The organism is Mesorhizobium sp. M0698, from assembly GCF_040320455.1.
Classification (GTDB): Bacteria; Pseudomonadota; Alphaproteobacteria; order Rhizobiales; family Rhizobiaceae; genus Mesorhizobium.
The window spans coordinates 130,178-148,816 of the sequence record NZ_JAMYPQ010000013.1; the positions used below are offsets into that span (position 1 = coordinate 130,178).

Sequence of the window (18,639 nt, forward strand, 5' to 3'; positions counted from 1 at the left end):
ACCTTTCCCGGCGCGGCTAAGCCGGCGCGCCGGACCCTCTATAATGGGCATAGACGCTGGCGAAAAGAGCGCAAGTGCGTTCTTTCGCCGTCCACAGCAGCCGGAAAACGGCCGGTGCCGGAAACCCGCAGCCTAATCGAAACCCGAACGCTGATCAGAGCGCGGCCTTCGCCGCCTCGATCTTTTCGGCCAGCACTTCCTGGCCAAGCGCGCCGAACACCACCTCGTTGCCGACGACATAGGACGGCGTTCCGGTGATGGCGAGCTTGGTGGCGAGGTCATAGGTCTTGGAGAAGGCCTCGGTGATGCTCGGGTCCTTCATCTTTTCGCGCAGCGCCGCCTCGTCGGCGCCGAGCGACAGCGCCACCTTGATTGCCGCCGCCTCGGTGGCGCGCCCCTGGCCGCCGAGCAGCGCATTGTGGAATTCGCCGTATTTCTCCGGCTTCATCAAATGGAAGGCCATCGAGACGACGCTCGCCTTCTGCGAATCCGGGCCGAGGATCGGGAACTCCTTGAGTACGAAGCGCAGGTCCGGATCGGCCTTGGTCAGCGCGCGCATGTCGTCGATGGCGCGTTTGCAGTAGCCGCAATTATAATCATAGAATTCGACGATGGTGACCTTGCCGTTCGGATTGCCGACAACACCGTCGAATGAGGAATTGAAGATCTGGTCCTTGGCGTCTTTGATGACGCCGAGACTAGCGACGCGCTGTTCTTCCTTCTGCTTGGCCTCGAGTGCCTGCTGGGCCTCCAGAAGCACTTCCGGGTTCTTCAGCAGATAGTCGCGGACGATACCCTCGACTTCGGCACGGTCGAGCTTGGTACCTGAGGACGTCGTCTGGGCAAGCTGTGCCGTGCCGGCCTTCGCCGTCTGCGGATTGCCGGCGACGAAGCCGAACGCCAGCATGGCGAGAGCCGCTGCCACTCCGGTAGTGCCCAGCAGAATTGCCTTGGTCATGATCCTCGATCCTCTTGCCCGTGTTCCGGTCCGCTCGCTTTGGCTGTGTCGCAGCCTGCGTCCGAAAGGTTCACTTCTTCTTACCTGATGGTGCGTAGTTTATAATGTCCTGCGCGCGAAGCCAGCCCGGCTCGCCCCGCTTCATGCTCTGTTGCGCCCGCATGGCGAAGATCTTCGCATTCTTGTAGTCGCCGGAATAGAAATGCCCTTCGGCGGTTGCAAGCTCGGCGGCCGGGATGTTGCCGAGTTCCCCGTAAGCCTGTGCCAGATAGCGGTATCCGGCGGCGTTTTCGCGATCCCGTCCGAGGCCGGTGTTGATCTGCGCCACCGCCTTCTTCAGCGAATCCTGCGTGCCGATCGCCATCAGCGCCTGGCCGTAAGAGACCGGCAGCAGCCCCGATCGCGCCGGATCGAGGCTGACCGACTTGGCATAGGCGTCCGCCGCATCCTTCGGCCGGTTCGCCTTCATCAGGATGTCGCCGCGTAATTCTTGGAAATAGGGATTTTTCGGCTGTTCCTTGATCAACGCGTTGGTCTTGGTGAGCGCCGACGCCAGATTGCCGAAAAGATAGGTCATCTGCGCGTCGCCATAGCGTGAGGCGAGGCTGCCGGGGTTCTTGCGCGTCAATCGCGACGCCGCCGCCTGGCCCTGCATGTAGGCGGCGATCTTGATGCGCATCATGTCGTGGCGCTGCTGCAGTGCCGGCGGGTCGACCTTGTCGACGTAAGGGCTCTGCTTCACCAGCACTTCGAGATTGGCGATACGCTCCTGCGGCATCGGATGGCTGATCCTGTAGGGATCGACTTGCGCGCCCGAGAGCGACAATGCGTTCTGGAAGCGGCCAAACGTCTTCAGCATGCCCATGCCGGACTGGCCGGTTGCATTGAGATAGGTGATCGCCGAACGGTCGGCGGTCATCTCTTCGGTGCGCTGATAAGCGAGGATACTGCGTTGCGCCATCTCGCCGCCGCCGGCCACCACGCCCATGCCGGCGCCGGCGAGACCGCGGCTGTTGCTGGTGGCGCCGGCCACCATGGCGCCGGCGCCAAGCAGCGTCGCCAGGATCGCCATCGTCTTGGCGCGCTCGAGCTGTTCTCGCAATTTCTGCTGGTGTCCGCCTGCGATATGGCCGGCCTCGTGGGCAATGACGCCAATGATCTCGTTGGGCGTTTCGGCCGTCATCAGCGCGCCGGTGTTGATGAACAGGCGGCGGCCGGCAACAAAGGCGTTGAAGCTCTGGTCGTTGACCAGCACGATGTTGATGGCGTCGCCCGACAAGCCCGCCGCCTTGAAGATCGGCCGCGCGTAATCGCGCACCAGCGCCTCGATCTCGGCATCGCGCACAACCGGCACATTCTGCGCAAAGGCATTGACCGAGCCGGCCATGGCGACCACCGCGGCAAGCGAAAGCGTCGCGAGGGCGCGCGCTGTCCTGGCGATCGTCGATTTGGGTCGGCTCAACATGGCAGGTCCACTGGTAGACGAGTGGGCGAAGGATGAAAAGTCGGCAGCCTAAACTTACCGAACTTGTGATCCCCACACCAATCGGGCATTTGTGCGGCGCGGCCAGCATGGCCGGCACGTGCGGACAAGTGTGGTGGATTGAAAAATGGTTGTTTCGCTTTCGCGCCGCGGCGCGGTCGAACCGTTCCATGCCATGGACATCCTGGCCGAGGCGAATCGGCTGAAAGCCAAGGGCCTGCCGGTCGTTTCCATGGCCGTCGGCCAGCCTTCCGATCCGGCGCCGGCCGGGGTTCGCGAAGCGGCGGCCAATGCCTTGAAAGCAGGCCGCATCGGCTATACCGACGCGCTGGGCCTCGCCGGCCTGCGCAAGGCGATCGCGGCGCATTATGGCGAGCACTACGGGCTTGACGTTTCGCCCGAGCGGATAGCCGTCACCACCGGATCGTCGGCTGCCTTCAACCTCGCTTTCCTGGCAATGTTCGATCCAGGCGACCGCGTCGCCATCGCTGCGCCCGGCTATCCTGCCTATCGCAACATCATGGCCGCGCTCGGCATCGACGTCGCCGAGATCGAGTTGGACGGCGCCGCCTATCTGCATGCCGAGCACCTGCAAGCCGCGCATCGCGAAAAACCGCTGAAGGGCGTGCTGTTCGCCAGCCCGGCCAACCCGACCGGCGCGGTCATTCCCGCCGGCGATCTCGAGGCGCTGGTCGAGATGGCGCAAGAGCTCGGCATCGCCGTCATCTCGGACGAAATCTACCACCGGCTGGCCTATGCGGCGCCCGACACGACGGCGCTTGCTTTCGGCGCGGATGTGACGGTGATCAATTCCTTCTCGAAATATTATTGCATGACCGGCTGGCGCATCGGCTGGATGGTGCTGCCGCAGGAACTGGTGCGGCCAGTCGAGCGCATCGCCCAGAGCCTCTACATCTCGCCGCCCGAACTGTCCCAGATTGCCGCGATCGAGGCATTCAAGGCGACGCCAGAGCTGGAAGCGGTGAAGGCGCGCTATGCCTGGAACCGCGAGCTCCTGATGCAACGCCTGCCGGAGCTCGGCTTTGCTTTGGCCGCGCCGATGGACGGCGCGTTCTACGCCTTCTGCGACGTCACCAGGCACACCAATGACAGCATGGCGTTTGCGCGCCGGATGCTTGCCGAGGCGCATGTGGCGGCGACGCCGGGCCGCGATTTCGACCCGCTGCAAGGCCATCGTACGATGCGCTTTTCCTATGCCGGCAGCCACGACGACATGGTCGAGGCGATGGCGCGTATCGAACGCTGGCTGAAGTAGCGGGTGCGACGATGCCGGAGTTTGATCAGGCGCCCCAACTCGAACATGCGTTGCGCGAGGTCGCTGCCGAAATGGCGGAGCGTACCGATCGCGGCGACGTCGCCAGCTATATTCCCCAGCTCGGCAAGATCGACCCGAAAAAATTCGGCATTGCCGCGGTGACCAATGACGGCCGCGTGCTGACCGCGGGCGATGCCGACGAGGCGTTTTCGATCCAGAGCATCTCAAAGGTGTTCACGCTGACGCTGGCGCTCGGCAATGTCGGCGACGCGCTGTGGCAGCGGGTTGGGCGCGAACCTTCGGGCAATCCGTTCAACTCGATCGTCCAGCTCGAGCACGAGAACGGCATTCCGCGCAATCCATTCATCAATGCCGGCGCCATCGTGGTCTCGGACATCCTGCTTGCCGGCCATCAGCCGCGCGAGGCGATCGGCGAGATCCTGCGCTTCATCCAGTTCCTGGCCGATGACGACACCATCATCATCGACCGCGAGGTCGCGGCGTCCGAACGCGCCACCGGCTTTCGCAATTTCGCACTTGCCAATTACATGAAATCGTTCGGTAATCTCAATCACGCGCCGGAGCTGGCGCTGGGCGTCTATTTCCACCATTGCGCTATCGCCATGAGCTGCCGGCAACTGGCCCTGGCCGGCCGCTTCCTTGCCAATGGCGGCAAGAACCCGGCGACCGGGCATTCCGTCGTCTCGGCAGAGCGCGCCCGCCGCATCGGCGCGATGATGCTGACCTGCGGCCACTATGACGGCTCCGGCGACTTCGCTTTCCGCGTCGGCATTCCCGGCAAGAGCGGCGTTGGCGGCGGCATATTGGGGATCGTGCCGGGCGTCACCTCGCTTGCCGTCTGGTCCCCTGGCCTCAATGCCAATGGCAATTCGAGGCTGGGGTCGATCGCGCTGGAAAAATTGGCGAAGACGATGAACTGGTCGATCTTCGCGCCATAAGCATTTTGCAGCCAAATGGAATCATTTGGCGTCCGCACAAATGCGGCAAAACAAACAGTTAGAGCGGAATGCCCCATTCAATTTGAATGCATTCCGCTCTGGTGCCTGTCGCCTGAATTGGGGCAAAAAAATCCCGCGCAGCCGATCGGCAGCGCGGGATTTTTTTAATCAGAAAGTCTGGCTAATGCACGGAAAGGCTTAGAAAAAGCCCTTCCGTTGCCACCAGCCGGCACGCTTCGGCTTGTCCTCGGCCTTTGCTTCCTCGGTCTTTGCCTCGTCGGTCTTTGCCTCGTCCGGGACGATCGAGGAGACGACCGGCACGACCGGAGCATCCACCGGTACGGGCTTGCGCCGCGACGGCCGGACCTTCGGCGTTTCCTCGGCAGCCGCCGCTTCGGTCTCCTGCGAAGCCGGCGCAGCGGTCTCGCCGGAAGCCACGGAGGCGGCCTCGGCAGCCGATGTCTCGGCGCCCGCAATCTCGGCAACTGCTTCCGCCGCAACCTTCTTCGGCTTGGCGGCACGGCGCGGCTTCTTCGGCTTTTCGGCGCTCGGCATGTCGTCGTTCGCCGGAGCAAGCACCGCAAGCTCTTCGGCCGGCGGCGCACCTTCCGGCTCGCCGATTACGGGCTCTGCTTCCGACACGGCACCTTCCGTCATGGCGGTGGGCTCGCCGGGGGCAGCTTCCAAGCCGTCCTCGCCGTCCTCACGGCGATTGCGCTTGCCGCCGCGCTTGCCGCGCCGGCGCTTCTTGCCGTGACCGTCGTCCGCCGCTTCCGCCGTTTCGGCAACACCGGCCGGCGCTTCACGTTCCGCTTCGGCGCCTTGATCGCCGGCGGCTACGAAGGCATCGTCTATCGGCGCCGAAACGGAAGCACCTTCCACAGCAGCGCCATGCTCGCGATCGCCATGTTCGCGTTCCCCGTGTTCACGATCCCCGTGTTCACGATCCTTGCCGCCGCGCCGTCTGCGGCGCTTGCGGCGCTTGCGATCGCGGCCTTCGCCGTCCTCGCCGGACCTTGGCTGCTGCGGCTGCTGGGCAGGGCGTGGCTGCTCGGCCTGCACCGGTGCCTCGTCTTCCTCTTCGATGACGATCTCGTCCTCGGGTTCTTCCGGCTCGACATAGGCCGGGAACGTGCGCGCCTCGACAAAGCCTTCCGGCTTTTCGGCCAGCGCGCCGCGGAAGATGGCATAGTGTTGTGCACCGACCGCGTCATCGGCTTCGATGGTGATGGTCACGCCGAAGCGGTGCTCGAATTCCACCAGCGTGCCGCGCTTGTGATTGAGCACATAGAGCGCGGTCGCCGCCGGCGTCCGCACCGTGATGTGGCTGCGCGAATCCTTGAGCAGGAATTCCTCGATTGCCCGCACCACCATCAGCGCGACCGACGAATCGGAGCGCACATGGCCGGTGCCGCCGCAATGCGGGCAAGGCTTCATGGTCGATTCCAGCACGCTGGCACGGATGCGCTGGCGCGACATCTCCATCAGGCCGAAATGCGAGATGCGGCCGACCTGGATGCGGGCACGATCGTTCTTGAGGTGATCCTTCAGCCGCTTCTCGACGGAGCGGTTGTTGCGGTTCTCCTCCATATCGATGAAGTCGATGACGATGAGGCCGGCGAGATCGCGCAGCCTCAATTGCCGGGCGACTTCCTCGGCGGCTTCCAGATTGGTGTGAAGTGCGGTGTCCTCGATCGAGTGCTCCTTGGTGGAACGGCCCGAATTGACGTCGATGGCGACCAGCGCTTCCGTCTGGTTGATGATGATGTAGCCGCCGCTCTTCAGCGTCACCTGCGGCTGCAGCATGCGGTCGAGCTGCGCTTCGATGCCGTTGCGCACAAAGATTGGCGTCGTGTCGCGGAACGGCTGAACCACCTTGGCGTGGCTCGGCATCAGCATGCGCATGAAGTCCTTGGCCTCACGGTAGCCTTCTTCGCCGGAAACCAGGATCTCGTCGATATCCTTGTTGTAGAGGTCGCGCACCGAGCGCTTGATCAGGCTGCCTTCCTCATAGACCAGGGCAGGGGCCGTCGATTGCAGCGTCAGATTGCGAACATTTTCCCAAAGTCGCATCAAATATTCGTAGTCGCGCTTGATCTCTGCCTTGGTGCGGCTTTCGCCGGCCGTACGCAGGATGACACCCATGCCTTGCGGCACTTCGAGATCGGCGACCACTTCCTTCAGCCGCTTGCGGTCCTGCGCATTGGTGATCTTGCGCGAAATACCGCCGCCGCGTGCCGTGTTCGGCATCAGCACCGAATAGCGGCCGGCCAGCGACAGGTAGGTGGTCAGCGCTGCACCCTTGTTGCCGCGCTCTTCCTTGACGACCTGTACCAGCAGGATCTGCCGGCGCTTGATCACTTCCTGAATCTTGTACTGGCGGCGCACCGGCTTGCGGCGGTTGCGCACTTCTTCGAGCGCGTCTTCAGCGCCGACCGATTCGATCTCGTGATCGTCCGGATGCGAGGATTGCACCTCCTCCAGCATGCCGCGATCATTGTCTTCGGACGTCGCTTCGCCGCTTGTCTCGGCCCCGCTTGTCTCGACTTGTGGGACGGCTTCGGAGATTACGTCGGCATCGACGCTGGCAGCGATGGAACTCGATCCGCCTTCGGAAGGCTCGGTCTCGCCGCTATCAGCGACTTCTTCAATCTGTCCAGCGGCATCCTCGCTCTGTCCGGCAGTGTCGGACGTGGTGTTGTCGGCAACGGCATCCAGCTTTTCTGCGACGGCATCTTCGCCGTTCTCGCCATTCTCACCGTCGGCCGCGCCTGCCTCGCGCCTGTGCTCGCCGCGGTCGCGGCTCTTGCCGCCGCGCCGGCGTCCGCGCTTGCCACGGTCGCGGCTCTGGCGGTCCTCGCCTTCGGCGGCTTCCTCGTCCTCTTCGTCCTGGGCTTCCTGTGCTTCCGCACGCAGCAGCGCCTGACGGTCGGCGACCGGAATCTGGTAGTAGTCGGGATGTATTTCACTGAAGGCGAGGAAACCGTGACGGTTGCCGCCATATTCGACAAAGGCTGCCTGGAGGGAAGGTTCGACGCGCGTTACGCGGGCGAGATAGATGTTTCCTTTGAGCTGCTTCTTGTCCTGGGATTCAAAGTCGAATTCTTCAATACGGTTACCGCGAACGACGACAACGCGTGTTTCCTCCGGGTGGGAGGCGTCTATCAGCATTTTGTTGGGCATTATTTCGTTTCCTCCCGGCAGCCGTCGGCCGCAGCTTGCAGGACACTGCCCGCTGCCGTGGACCTGGAACATGGGTGCCGGACAATTGAACGTCCGCCGGCCGCTGCCTGAGCGCCATGGCGGTGCCGCCCGCAGCCGTAGTGGCGCGGTTTGTTGCGGACCTTTCCATGATTGCGCTTGAAGCCATCATCACCAGCAGAACCTTTTGAACCAAAGCCCGGAAAAAACCGGACCAGCTTGTTTGCTCATACAGAGCCGGCACGGGACAATCCCGGCCGTTTTGCTCACGCAGGCGATTCCCCCGCCACGGGAGCACGCCTGCGAAAATCGTCGCGATCACCGATGCCTTCTTCGCCTGAAGCGAAAGGAGCCGTCTTGCGTCTGACCTGTAGCAGGAAGCTGCGGAGGAGGACGGTTCCAGGATTGCAGTGATCCACCATCGCTTTTATGATTTGGCGGGTTGGAAGGCAACCCCGATTCCCGATGCCGGCAAAAAGCCGTTCCGCAGCGGAAGCCCAGGTTCCAAGCCTTCCATGAAAAGGCTTGGTTAACCTTCTCTGGATACCAATCGTTAATCGAGTTCGCGGCCTGCCAGCACTTTGACAAGCAATAGGGCACTTCGACAAGCGATCGGGCATGACGCCAACGGGAGCGATTGGTAGAAAGATGGGACTGGCAGGCTTCGCAGACAAGGGCCGTCATCATGGAGGCTGGTTGTTCCGCACCGCCTGCCTGCTGCCGCTGATCCTGGCTTGCCTGGTCTTTTCGCCGCTTTCGCGTGCTGCCGACGTACCGCTCGGCGCCACAAGCTACAAGATGGCCGGCGATGCCACCAAGATGCGCATCGTCATCAATTTCGACCGCGAACCCGACATCAAATGGTTCCTGCTGCGCGGCCCCAATCGTCTGGTCATCGATCTGCCGGCCACCAGATTTGCCCTCAATGCCAAGGATGTGAAGCCGCGCGGCCTTGTCCGCACGGTGCGTTACGGCGAGCTCGGCGAGGGGAAATCGCGGCTGATTCTCACCGGCAAGGGACCGTTCGCCGTCGACAATCTCGACGTGCTCAAGAACGATGACGGCAACGGCTACCGCATCGCCATCGAAATGTCGGCGGCCTCGCAGCGGGAATTCGACGCAGCGCTCGCCAATCAGGCGCTGACCACCGGTTCGACGGTCTCCGCCGACAAGGCCGGCAGGGTCGGTACCGGGCCGGTCTCCAATCCGGGCCATCGTTTCACCGTCGTCATCGATCCCGGCCATGGCGGCATCGACGGCGGCGCCGAGGGCCTGAACGGGACGGTCGAGAAGAACGTGACGCTCGCCTTCGCCATGGAACTGCGCGACAAGCTCGCCGCCGGCGGCAAATACGACGTGTTCCTGACACGTGAGACCGACATGTTCCTGCGGCTCGACGACCGCGTGCGCATTGCCCGCCAGCATGAGGCCGATCTGCTCATCTCGATCCATGCCGACACGATCAGCCTCAAGGGCATTCGCGGCGCAACGGTCTACACCGTGTCCGACAAGGCTTCCGATCCCGAGGCGCAGGCGCTTGCCGACCGTGAAAATCTTTCCGACCAGTTCGCCGGCATGGAGATCAAGGACGACAGCAAGGAAGTGACCGATATCCTGATCGACCTGATCCGCCGCGAGACGCATAATTTTTCGATGAGCTTCGCCCATACTCTCGTCGGACAGCTTTCCACCAGCGTCGGTCTGATCAACAACCCGCAGCGTTCTGCCGGCTTCAAGGTGCTGAAAGCGCCGGACGTTCCATCCGTGCTGGTCGAACTCGGCTATCTGTCGAACGCCAAGGACGAAGCGCAATTGCTCAGCGCCGATTGGCGCAACAAGGCGACCCAGAGCATAACCAACGCCGTTGCCCTGTTTGCTTCGGCCAAGAGCGGAACGGGCGCCGGAGGCTGAAATGTCCGCCGGCGCCCACAACCTGAAGCAGCGTTGCACGGCGACAACACCCTGTGCTTTTATTTCCGGCATTCGAAACCGAAATTCCGCGCTGCCGTATTTTGCCCACATGGTCGCGACATGGATTTTGCGATTACGGTTTGGGATCGTCCCGAAAGCTTGCGTGAAGGGCGGCTTCGTTTAGGAAATTCCCGAACCAAGGACTGGAGCGGGTATGATTCGTCTCATTGGCTATTTCTTCGGCATCGGCACGACGCTGGCCCTTTTGGTCGCGGCGGGCGTGGCGATCTATATCGGCCATTTGTCGAAGGACCTGCCCGATTACGAGGTGCTGGCCAAATACGAGCCGCCGGTGACGACCCGCATCCACGCGTCGGATGGCGCGCTGATGGCCGAATATGCGCGTGAGCGGCGGCTTTATCTGCCGATTCAGGCGATCCCGGACCGTGTCAAGGCGGCCTTCCTGTCGGCCGAGGACAAGAACTTTTACAATCACCCCGGCATCGACGTGACCGGCCTTGGCCGGGCCATTGTCGTCAACCTGCAGAATGTTGGCTCGGGAAAGCGCCAGGTCGGCGCCTCGACCATCACCCAGCAGGTGGCGAAGAACTTCCTGTTGTCTTCAGACCAGACCTACGAGCGCAAGATCAAGGAGATGATCCTCGCCTTCCGCATCGAGCAGGCCTACTCGAAGGATCGCATTCTCGAGCTCTATCTCAACGAGATTTTCTTTGGCTTCGGCGCCTATGGCGTCGCCGGTGCTGCGCTAACCTATTTCGACAAATCGGTGAACGAGCTCACCGTGGCCGAAGCCGCCTATCTCGCCTCTCTGCCGAAGGGGCCGAACAACTACCATCCCTTCAAGCATGCCGATCGCGCCTTGGAGCGCCGCAACTGGGTGATCGACCAGATGGTCGAGAACGGTTACGTCACGCATGAGGAAGGCGAGAAGGCCAAGGCCGAGCCGCTCGGCGTCACGCCGCGCCGCACCGGCAACTATCTCTTCGCTGGGGAGTATTTCACCGAGGAAGTGCGTCGCCAGATCATCGCGCGCTATGGCGAGAATGCGCTCTACGAAGGCGGCCTTTCCGTCCGCACGACGCTCGATCCGAAGATGCAGCTGATTGCCCGCAAGGCCATGCAGAACGGACTTATGAAGTTCGACACGCTGCGCGGCTACCGCGGGCCGGTCACGAGCATCGACGTTTCCGGCGACTGGGGTGTGCCGCTGGGCAACGTCAAGCGGTTGGAGGACGTGCCGGAATGGTCGCTCGCCGTCGTGCTCGACAGCTCGACCACCGGCCTGTCCATCGGCCTGCAGCCGACGCGCCAGATCTCCGGCGAAATCGTCAAGGACCGCGTCGAAGGCACTGTCAGCAAGGAAGACATGAGCTTCGCCATGCGCCACGTGGTCGACGGCAGGACCGTCAAGGCGAAGTCGCCCGCCGACGTGCTGAAGCCGGGCGACGTGATTTTCGTGCAGAAGAACGACGGCTCGGACAACAGCTACAGCTTGCGCCAGGTTCCCGAAGTGGAAGGCGGCCTGATCGCCATGGACCCGCATACCGGACGCGTCCTGGCCATGGTCGGCGGTTTCTCCTACGCGCAGTCGGAGTTCAACCGGGCGACGCAGGCCATGCGCCAGCCGGGATCGTCGTTCAAGCCGATCGTCTATTCGGCCGCCCTCGACAATGGCTATACGCCCGCCTCGGTGATCATGGACGGGCCGATCACCATCCAGAGCGGCAACACGACCTGGACGCCCAAGAACTACGACGGAACGGTGGCCGGCCCGGCGACGTTGCGCTCCGGCATCGAGAAATCGCGCAACCTGATGACGGTGCGGCTTGCCAACGACATGGGCATGAAGCTGGTCGTGGAATATGCCGAGCGTTTCGGCGTCTACGACCACCTGGCGCCGTATCTGCCGATGGCGCTGGGATCCGGCGAGACGACGGTGATGCGCATGGTGTCGGCCTATTCGATCATGGCCAATGGCGGCAAGTCGATCAAGCCATCGCTGATCGACCGCATCCAGGATCGCTACGGCAAGACCGTCTTTAGGCAGGACGAACGCGGCTGCTCAAACTGCAATGCCGCCGAGTGGCAGGACCAGCCAGAGCCGGAGCTGGTCGACAACTCCGAGCAGGTGCTCGATCCGATGACGGCCTACCAGATCACATCGATGATGGAGGGCGTCGTGCAACGCGGTACCGGCGCCACCATCAACGAACTCGGCCGTCACATCGCCGGCAAGACCGGAACGACCAACGACGAAAAGGATGCCTGGTTCATCGGCTATACGCCGAACCTCGTTGTCGGCCTCTATATGGGCTACGATCAGCCGAAAGGTCTTGGCAAGGGCGCGACCGGCGGCGGCCTTGCCGCGCCGATCTTCAAGGATTTCATGCGCGTGGCGCTGGATGGCACGCCCAATGTCGACTTCAAGGTTCCGGAAGGCATGAAGCTGATTGCGATCAATCGCAAGACCGGCATGCGGGCCAACGCGGGCGACGCCGGAACCATCATCGAAGCCTTCAAACCGGGTACCGGTCCCGCCGACAGCTACTGGGTGATCGGCATGGGTGCGGACGGCTCCAACGCCACCGGCGGGGCGCTGTCGCCGCAGGCCAACCAGGCCATCCAGTCGGGCGGCGGCGGGCTCTACTGACAATCGCTACATCGGGTCGGGCCGGCTTGACGATGATGGTCGAGCCGGTCCATTCCGCTTTACAGGGGCCGGTACATTACAGGGGCCGGCGCTTTACAGGAGACCGTGCCGTCCCTATGTATCGCGCCACCAAACCGCCATCCAGCAACAGGACAGAACAGCCAGCCATGCGCGCGGAAACGCAAAACATTGTCGACGAGATCAGGCAGGCGATCACCCTGCTGAGGAGGCATCTTTGACTGGGACCAAGCCATAAAGCGGCTTGAGTACCTGAACGTCCGTGCCGAGGATTCGAGCCTCTGGAACGAGCCGTTGGAAGCGCAAAAGCTGATGCGCGAGCGTCAGGGCCTCGAGGAAGGTATTGCCGCGGTCAAAGGCCTCACCCAGGCCTTGGAAGACAATATCGGCCTGATCGAGCTTGGCGAGGAAGAGGGCGACGAGGGCGTCGTTGCGGAGGCCGAGGCGGCGATCCGCTCGATGCGCGGCGAGGCCAAGGCGCGCCAGATCGAAACGCTGTTGTCGGGCGAGGCGGACGCCAACGATAGCTATCTGGAAGTTCATGCCGGCGCCGGCGGCACCGAAAGCCAGGACTGGGCCTCGATGCTTCTGCGCATGTATACGCGCTGGGCCGAGCGCCGCCGCTTCAAGGTCGAAGTGCTGGAAGTGCATGACGGTGAAGAAGCCGGCATCAAGTCCGCCACGCTGCTGATCAAGGGCCACAACGCCTACGGCTGGCTGAAGACGGAATCCGGCGTGCATCGTCTCGTGCGGATTTCGCCGTATGACAGCAATGCGCGCCGCCACACCTCCTTCGCCAGCGTCTGGGTCTATCCCGTCATCGACGATACGATCGACATCGACGTTTCCGAATCCGACGTCCGTATCGACACGTATCGGTCGTCGGGATCGGGCGGCCAGCACGTCAACACCACCGATTCGGCCGTGCGCATAACCCATCTCGCCACCGGCATCGCGGTTGCCTGCCAGGCCGAGCGCTCCCAGCACAAGAACAAGGCCAAGGCCTGGGAAATGCTGCGCTCGCGGCTTTACGAGGAAGAGCTGAAGAAGCGCGAAGCTGTGGCGAACGCCACCGAAGCGTCGAAGAGCGATATCGGCTGGGGCCACCAGATACGGTCCTACGTGCTGCAGCCCTATCAGTTGGTGAAAGATCTGCGCACCGGTGTCGAGAGCACCAGCCCGTCGAGCGTGCTCGACGGCGACCTCGATGATTTCATGGAAGCCTCGCTGTCGCAGCGGATCGAGGGTGGCGCCGGCGAAACGGTGGCCGATATCGACTGAGGCCGCCGGGCACCAATCCGGCAGGAATGTGGGTTCATCACGCGAGAGTTACGGCCATCGTGCGAGAGTGACGAGCTCTCAATTTGCACCTACCTGTCGTTCTACAACTTTGTTTTTCGTAGAGTTTTTCAAAATCGATTTCGGCTTTTGACGCGGATGCCTCGGGCCTGCCGGTGCCAAGCCTGGAACCAGCGCGAGCCAAATCCCGTTATTGGCGATCCCGCTGCCGGGGTTGACCAGGTTTCGTCAATCAGGACGGCAGGTTGGTTCCAGTTGCAGAGGTCGGCGTTCGGTTGCGACAGCAATTCCTTGCGCCAACCAAGGAATCAGCCCAGCATTCATGCGCTGGGGAGGAAAAAAGCATTTATGGCCGGACGCGGCGTATCTGCGACCTGACGATCCGGCCACTGGGAAGACACGTTCCGGGAACGGGCAAGCGAAATGCTTGACAACCGTTGATAGGAACTGCGCTCATGCCTGCTCTCACAACCAGACCGGCCCCAGTCGCCCGCACGGCGCGCCGACTCCTGAATTCACTTGTCGCGGCAGTGGTTTTGATTGCTGCCGCCATTCCATTTGCGGCGCCTGCTCTGGCGCATGATGCCAAGCCGACCGCGGCAATGCCGCAAGGCTGGAGCTATCCGTTCTCCTGCTGCTCGGGCTATGATTGCCGCGAGGTCTCTCAGACATCGATCAGCGAACGTCCCGAGGGCTATGTCATCAAAGGAACCGGGGAAGTCGTGGCCTATAGCGACAAGCGGATCAAGAATTCGCCCGACGGCGAATATCATTGGTGCTCCGTTGCCGGTGCCAATGACGGAAAGACCATCTGCCTGTTCGTGCCCCCATCGTCCTACTAGCGCATGACACCCAAAAGCTTGCCCACGGGCTGACCCGAGCGTGTGCAGCGGTTTTGGATCGATGGGCCTTCGATCTGTGCATCGCAGGCTCACAAGCCTGCTGACCGGCAGTTGTCAGGAGCGTTTCTTTATGCTGCCTTTGCCGTACGGGGCGGCGGCATTGTGAGGGACCAATTCATGACCATCAAGGCAAGCTGCCACTGCAAGGCGACGACGTTCGAGGTTTCGCAAGCGCCGCAGACAGTGACGCGATGCACCTGTTCCTTCTGTTCGAAACGCGGTTCGTTGTGGGCCTATTACACCCCATCGCAATTCAGACTCACCAGCCCGCCGGAGAATGTTTCGTTCTACCAGTGGGGATCGAAAACCATAAAACACGGTTTTTGCGCCACCTGCGGCTGCGGCACCTTCACCGAGACGCCGGACTGGTCGACAGGCGAGCCGAATTTCGACAATCCGAAGATCAGCGTGAACTCGCGGCTGTTCGACGATTTCGATTTCGACAAGGTCGAAGTGGTGGTCATCGACGGCAAGAATCTCTGGTAGCCGGTCGAATTGGGGTGGTCGCGCGAGCCGCTGCAGGCGTGTGGAATTGAGCCGGGGAAAGCCGCGGCAACGGCTTTTGCTGGTCCGCTTTTCGCCGCATTTCATGTTACAAGTCGCTGGAAGGGCTGATGCGGTGCGCCGTTGCGCGGCCGTGGAATGGAGAGGGACCACCATATGAAAAAGATTGTGCTCGCCGTCGTGGCGACGGCTGTGCTCGTGAGCGCATGCACCACCGATCCCTACACCGGGGAACAGAAGGTTTCCAACACCGCTGCCGGCGCCGGTCTCGGTGCTTTGGCGGGTGCCGGGCTCGGCATGCTTGCCGGCGGTAACGACCGCCGCAATGCGCTGATCGGCGCGGGCATCGGCGCGCTTGCCGGCGGTGCCATCGGTGCCACCATGGACCAGAATGAGGCCGAACTGCGCCGACAGCTTCAGGGCACCGGCGTCAGCGTCACCCGCACCGGCGACCAGATCATCCTCAACATGCCGTCCGACATCACCTTCAACGTCGACCAGGACGCGGTGAAGGCCGGTTTCTATCCGGTGCTGAATTCGGTTGCCCTTGTGCTGAAAAAGTTCCGCCAGACCACGGTCGACGTGTTCGGCCACACCGACTCGACCGGCGGCGACGAGCATAATTTCGACCTGTCGCAGCGCCGCGCCCTGGCGGTCGCCAACTATCTGTCCGGGCAGGGCGTCGATTCCCGCCGCTTCGCCGTCACCGGCTTCGGCAAGACGCGTCCGATCGCCTCCAATGCGACGGCTGCCGGCCGGGCTCAGAACCGCCGCGTCGAGATCCAGCTGTCGCCGCTCACCTGAGGCAAGCACATGAACCGAGAGCGGCCCGTCCGGGGCCGCTCCAATGGTTATGCCGGACCACCGGCCGCCGGCGCCCTTCGTTCGCGATATCAGGACCGGGCCGGCTGATCGACAATTGCGGCAACGATCCGGCGCACGATCGGAAGCACAATCAGCAGGCTGGGAAACGCAACAAGCCATGAAGCGCCCCACGCATAGCTCCAGGCCGCTATGAACCCGTTCGTCCAGCCTGCGCCGATTGCCGTCGAAACCGCCGAGACAATCGAGGACATCAGAATCGAAAGAACCAACGGCATCACCACCGCGCCGTAGGAGGGCGGCAGCTTTCTCAACTTGAAGGCTCGATCCGGTGATGCTTGCATCGAAATCTCCCAATCAGAAAAAATGTGCGTCAGCGTTACTGTGAGGACGATCAGGCGGCATATGCCGCCTGCAGCGCCAATTCCCGAATGAAGCTTCGCAGCGAACGCGGCTCGCGGCCAAGGGCGGCGCGCAACGCCTGGCTGTTCCCGCCGAGGCCGTATTTGGCGTAGTGGCTGTGTACTTTGGCCAGCATCTGCAACTGCCGGTCCGTATAGGGAAGGCGGGCCTTCGCCGCCCAGTCCTGAAATGTCGGCTCGCCCGCCGAAACCGGCCGGCCAAGCGCTTCGCTCATCATGGCGACGACCTCTTCGCGGCTGTGCATACCGTCGGCGCACAGCTCGAGGGTCGCATAGGACAAACGCGCTTCGGTCAGTGCGATTGCCGCAACTTCAGCCACATCGCGATAGTCGACGCGGGCGAGCTTCGCCGTCCTTGGAAACGGCTCGGCGAAAACGCCGTGCTCGACGACGGACGGCCAGGCCGCCGCGATATTTTGCATGAAATTGGCCGGGTGCAGAATGGTGTACTCCATGTTCGTCGAATAGAGGGCAGCTTCAACGGGTACCTTGCTTGCATGGTTTTCCAGCCTCGTATTGGTCGGCTGGATCACCGACGAAAAGACGAACTTTCGAACGCCTGCTCGCGCCGCCGCCTCAACCATGGCAACCCCCATGGCGGCTTCGTCGGGAGCAAAGGCCGGTCCGATGTGAAAGACACCGTCGACACCTTCCACGGCCTGCTCAAGGCTCCGATGGTCGCGCAGATCTCCGATCGCGATCTCGGATGCACCGGCTTTCTGGGCTTTTTCGGCACTCGCGGCGTCACGAACAAGCGCCCGAATCCTGGCATTGCGGCGGACGAGTTCAGGCACCACTAAACCGGCAACGCGGCCTGCGGCGCCTACGATCAGGACCGTTGGACTGGGTGTTCGCATGACGATCTCCTTCCCTCAAGTCTGCCTTTCGGCCTATGCAGGGAAGATAAAATCTAGCGAACTGCGTTACAATTGATCGATTTTGCGATAGTTTCTCCCGATTTTCGGGAGAAAGGAGCGATGAGCCGGATAGATGATTTCGAAGCCTTCATTGCCATTGTCGAGCACGGCAGCCTGACGGCTGCCGCACGCCGGCTGAACCGCTCACTGCAGTCGGTCAGTCGGTCCTTGGCGACATTGGAGGAATCCATCGGGGTCGAGCTTCTGCACAGGACGACACGCCGCTCGACGCCGAGCGAAGCCGGAGCGGCTTTTTTCCAGCGCATCAAACCCGCCGTCGAGGAAATTAACGAAGCCAGGCTTCAGGCGGCCAACCGACGGTCGGAGCCGTCGGGCATCCTGCGTGTGAGTGCCCCGGTTCTGTTCGGCCCGGATTTCCTGATGCCGGTCATCGCCGACTATATGCGGACATATCCCCGCGTCGAGGTTGACCTCCAGCTTTCCGATGAATTTGTCGATCTTGATGCCGAGGGTCTCGATTTGGCGGTCCGGATCGGCAATTTGCCGGATTCCAATTTACGTGCGAAGCGGCTGGGGGCGTTGCGGCGCGTCGTGTTCGGCGCACCTGCCTACTTCCAGCAACGCGGCCGACCGGCCCATCCGCTTGAATTGCGTGAGCACGATTGCATCGTACGAACTGTCGACGGCCGCCCGGGCGAATGGATGTTTCAGATTGAAGGCAAGCCCCGGTCGGTGAAGGTCGCGGGCACTTTCCGGTCGAATTTGATGATATCCATCTATGCAGCCGCGGTTCACGGATTGGGTCTGGGCTACTCGCCGCTTTGGCAGATAAAACACCTGGTGGACGACGGCCGCCTGGAACTGGTTCTGACCGAATTCGAGCCTGTGCCGGTGCCGATACACGCCGTGTGGCCGGAAGGCAGATTATCCTCGGCCAAAGTCCGTGCTTTTCTGGACCTGCTGGCATCCCGCCTGGAACTCAAGAATCTTTAGGGCGCAAAACCATTTTGAGCGCCGATCTTACCTCATCGACATCAAGTTCGTGATCAGAACTGCCTTGGCGGCGTTGACCACGGGTTGATGGACCTCCGAATGACCGATGTCATTCAGCTGATCGTTCGTCAAATCTGCCAGTGCCCTGCGTCTCGCGACGGTCCGCCGCCATCGCGTGAAGGCAGCGATCATCATTGCTGCGCCTTTCAGGCTAGACCCAAGCAACCGTTTGGACATGCTGCGGGCGGCGCGAGGTTCCGTGTGAGCCATTGTTTTGGTCTCCCATTTCCAGTTTGCGGATGGGAGCGTGCCACGAAGGCGTTTTCGGGCTGTTCGGCTGTG

At 62.2% G+C, this 18,639-nt stretch carries 16 protein-coding genes; 10 read left to right on the plus strand and 6 right to left on the minus strand.

All coding sequences use genetic code 11. From position 1 onward, the window contains the following. Positions 1–154: 154 nt before the first annotated feature. Complete coding sequence (locus NKI16_RS23575) at positions 155–958, minus strand: DsbA family protein (RefSeq protein ID WP_352451092.1); 804 nt, start codon at positions 956–958, stop codon at positions 155–157. 70 nt (positions 959–1,028) lie between these two features. Then, positions 1,029–2,423, minus strand: coding sequence for a M48 family metalloprotease (locus NKI16_RS23580; protein WP_352923731.1), 1,395 nt, complete (start codon positions 2,421–2,423; stop codon positions 1,029–1,031). Positions 2,424–2,568: 145 nt separating this feature from the next. Between NKI16_RS23580 and NKI16_RS23585 the strand changes: the two genes are divergently transcribed. Beyond that, a complete protein-coding gene (locus tag NKI16_RS23585) occupies positions 2,569–3,717 on the plus strand; it encodes a pyridoxal phosphate-dependent aminotransferase (protein WP_352623254.1) in 1,149 nt (382 codons plus the stop codon). 11 nt (positions 3,718–3,728) lie between these two features. Further along, entirely contained in the window at positions 3,729–4,676 is a 948-nt protein-coding gene (locus NKI16_RS23590) for a glutaminase (RefSeq protein WP_352593829.1), read from the plus strand. 198 nt (positions 4,677–4,874) lie between these two features. Here NKI16_RS23590 and NKI16_RS23595 read toward each other — a convergent pair whose 3' ends face one another. After that, on the minus strand, positions 4,875–7,859 hold the full coding sequence (locus tag NKI16_RS23595; RefSeq protein ID WP_352623252.1) for an Rne/Rng family ribonuclease: 2,985 nt from the start codon (positions 7,857–7,859) through the stop codon (positions 4,875–4,877). A 666-nt stretch (positions 7,860–8,525) separates the two neighbouring features. Here NKI16_RS23595 and NKI16_RS23600 point away from each other — a divergent pair. The 7 genes from NKI16_RS23600 (at position 8,526) to NKI16_RS23630 (ending at position 15,986) form a co-directional block, all read left to right on the plus strand. Continuing rightward, positions 8,526–9,788: an N-acetylmuramoyl-L-alanine amidase gene (locus NKI16_RS23600; protein WP_352623251.1), complete on the plus strand. Its 1,263-nt coding sequence runs from the start codon at positions 8,526–8,528 to the stop codon at positions 9,786–9,788. 1 nt (position 9,789) lies between these two features. Next, the gene (locus NKI16_RS23605; RefSeq protein WP_156937455.1) at positions 9,790–9,972 is read left to right on the plus strand and encodes a hypothetical protein; all 183 of its coding nucleotides are present in this window, start codon (positions 9,790–9,792) and stop codon (positions 9,970–9,972) included. 30 nt (positions 9,973–10,002) lie between these two features. Then, positions 10,003–12,459, plus strand: coding sequence for a penicillin-binding protein 1A (locus NKI16_RS23610; protein WP_352570914.1), 2,457 nt, complete (start codon positions 10,003–10,005; stop codon positions 12,457–12,459). A 167-nt stretch (positions 12,460–12,626) separates the two neighbouring features. Beyond that, a protein-coding gene (gene prfB / locus NKI16_RS23615; protein ID WP_156948021.1) for a peptide chain release factor 2 occupies positions 12,627–13,758 on the plus strand; the annotation gives its coding sequence in 2 pieces (ribosomal slippage) (positions 12,627–12,692 and positions 12,694–13,758; 1,131 coding nt in all). 473 nt (positions 13,759–14,231) lie between these two features. Next, positions 14,232–14,618, plus strand: a complete 387-nt coding sequence (locus NKI16_RS23620) for a hypothetical protein (RefSeq protein ID WP_031212810.1) — start codon at positions 14,232–14,234, stop codon at positions 14,616–14,618. A 177-nt stretch (positions 14,619–14,795) separates the two neighbouring features. After that, on the plus strand, positions 14,796–15,164 hold the full coding sequence (locus NKI16_RS23625; protein ID WP_352578239.1) for a GFA family protein: 369 nt from the start codon (positions 14,796–14,798) through the stop codon (positions 15,162–15,164). A gap of 174 nt (positions 15,165–15,338) precedes the next feature. Then, positions 15,339–15,986 carry a YiaD family glycine zipper/OmpA-like lipoprotein gene (locus tag NKI16_RS23630; protein ID WP_023679922.1) on the plus strand — a complete coding sequence of 216 codons (648 nt, stop codon included), beginning with the start codon at positions 15,339–15,341 and terminating at the stop codon, positions 15,984–15,986. A gap of 89 nt (positions 15,987–16,075) precedes the next feature. Here NKI16_RS23630 and NKI16_RS23635 read toward each other — a convergent pair whose 3' ends face one another. Further along, positions 16,076–16,348, minus strand: a complete 273-nt coding sequence (locus NKI16_RS23635) for a DUF2798 domain-containing protein (RefSeq protein ID WP_023679921.1) — start codon at positions 16,346–16,348, stop codon at positions 16,076–16,078. A 50-nt stretch (positions 16,349–16,398) separates the two neighbouring features. Then, positions 16,399–17,283, minus strand: coding sequence for an NmrA/HSCARG family protein (locus tag NKI16_RS23640; RefSeq protein ID WP_352623250.1), 885 nt, complete (start codon positions 17,281–17,283; stop codon positions 16,399–16,401). A gap of 120 nt (positions 17,284–17,403) precedes the next feature. Here NKI16_RS23640 and NKI16_RS23645 point away from each other — a divergent pair, with 120 nt between their 5' ends. Further along, the gene (locus NKI16_RS23645) at positions 17,404–18,297 is read left to right on the plus strand and encodes a LysR family transcriptional regulator (RefSeq protein WP_352636984.1); all 894 of its coding nucleotides are present in this window, start codon (positions 17,404–17,406) and stop codon (positions 18,295–18,297) included. 27 nt (positions 18,298–18,324) lie between these two features. Here NKI16_RS23645 and NKI16_RS23650 read toward each other — a convergent pair whose 3' ends face one another. Further along, the gene (locus NKI16_RS23650; RefSeq protein ID WP_352641198.1) at positions 18,325–18,567 is read right to left on the minus strand and encodes a YjiS-like domain-containing protein; all 243 of its coding nucleotides are present in this window, start codon (positions 18,565–18,567) and stop codon (positions 18,325–18,327) included. Positions 18,568–18,639 lie beyond the last annotated feature (72 nt).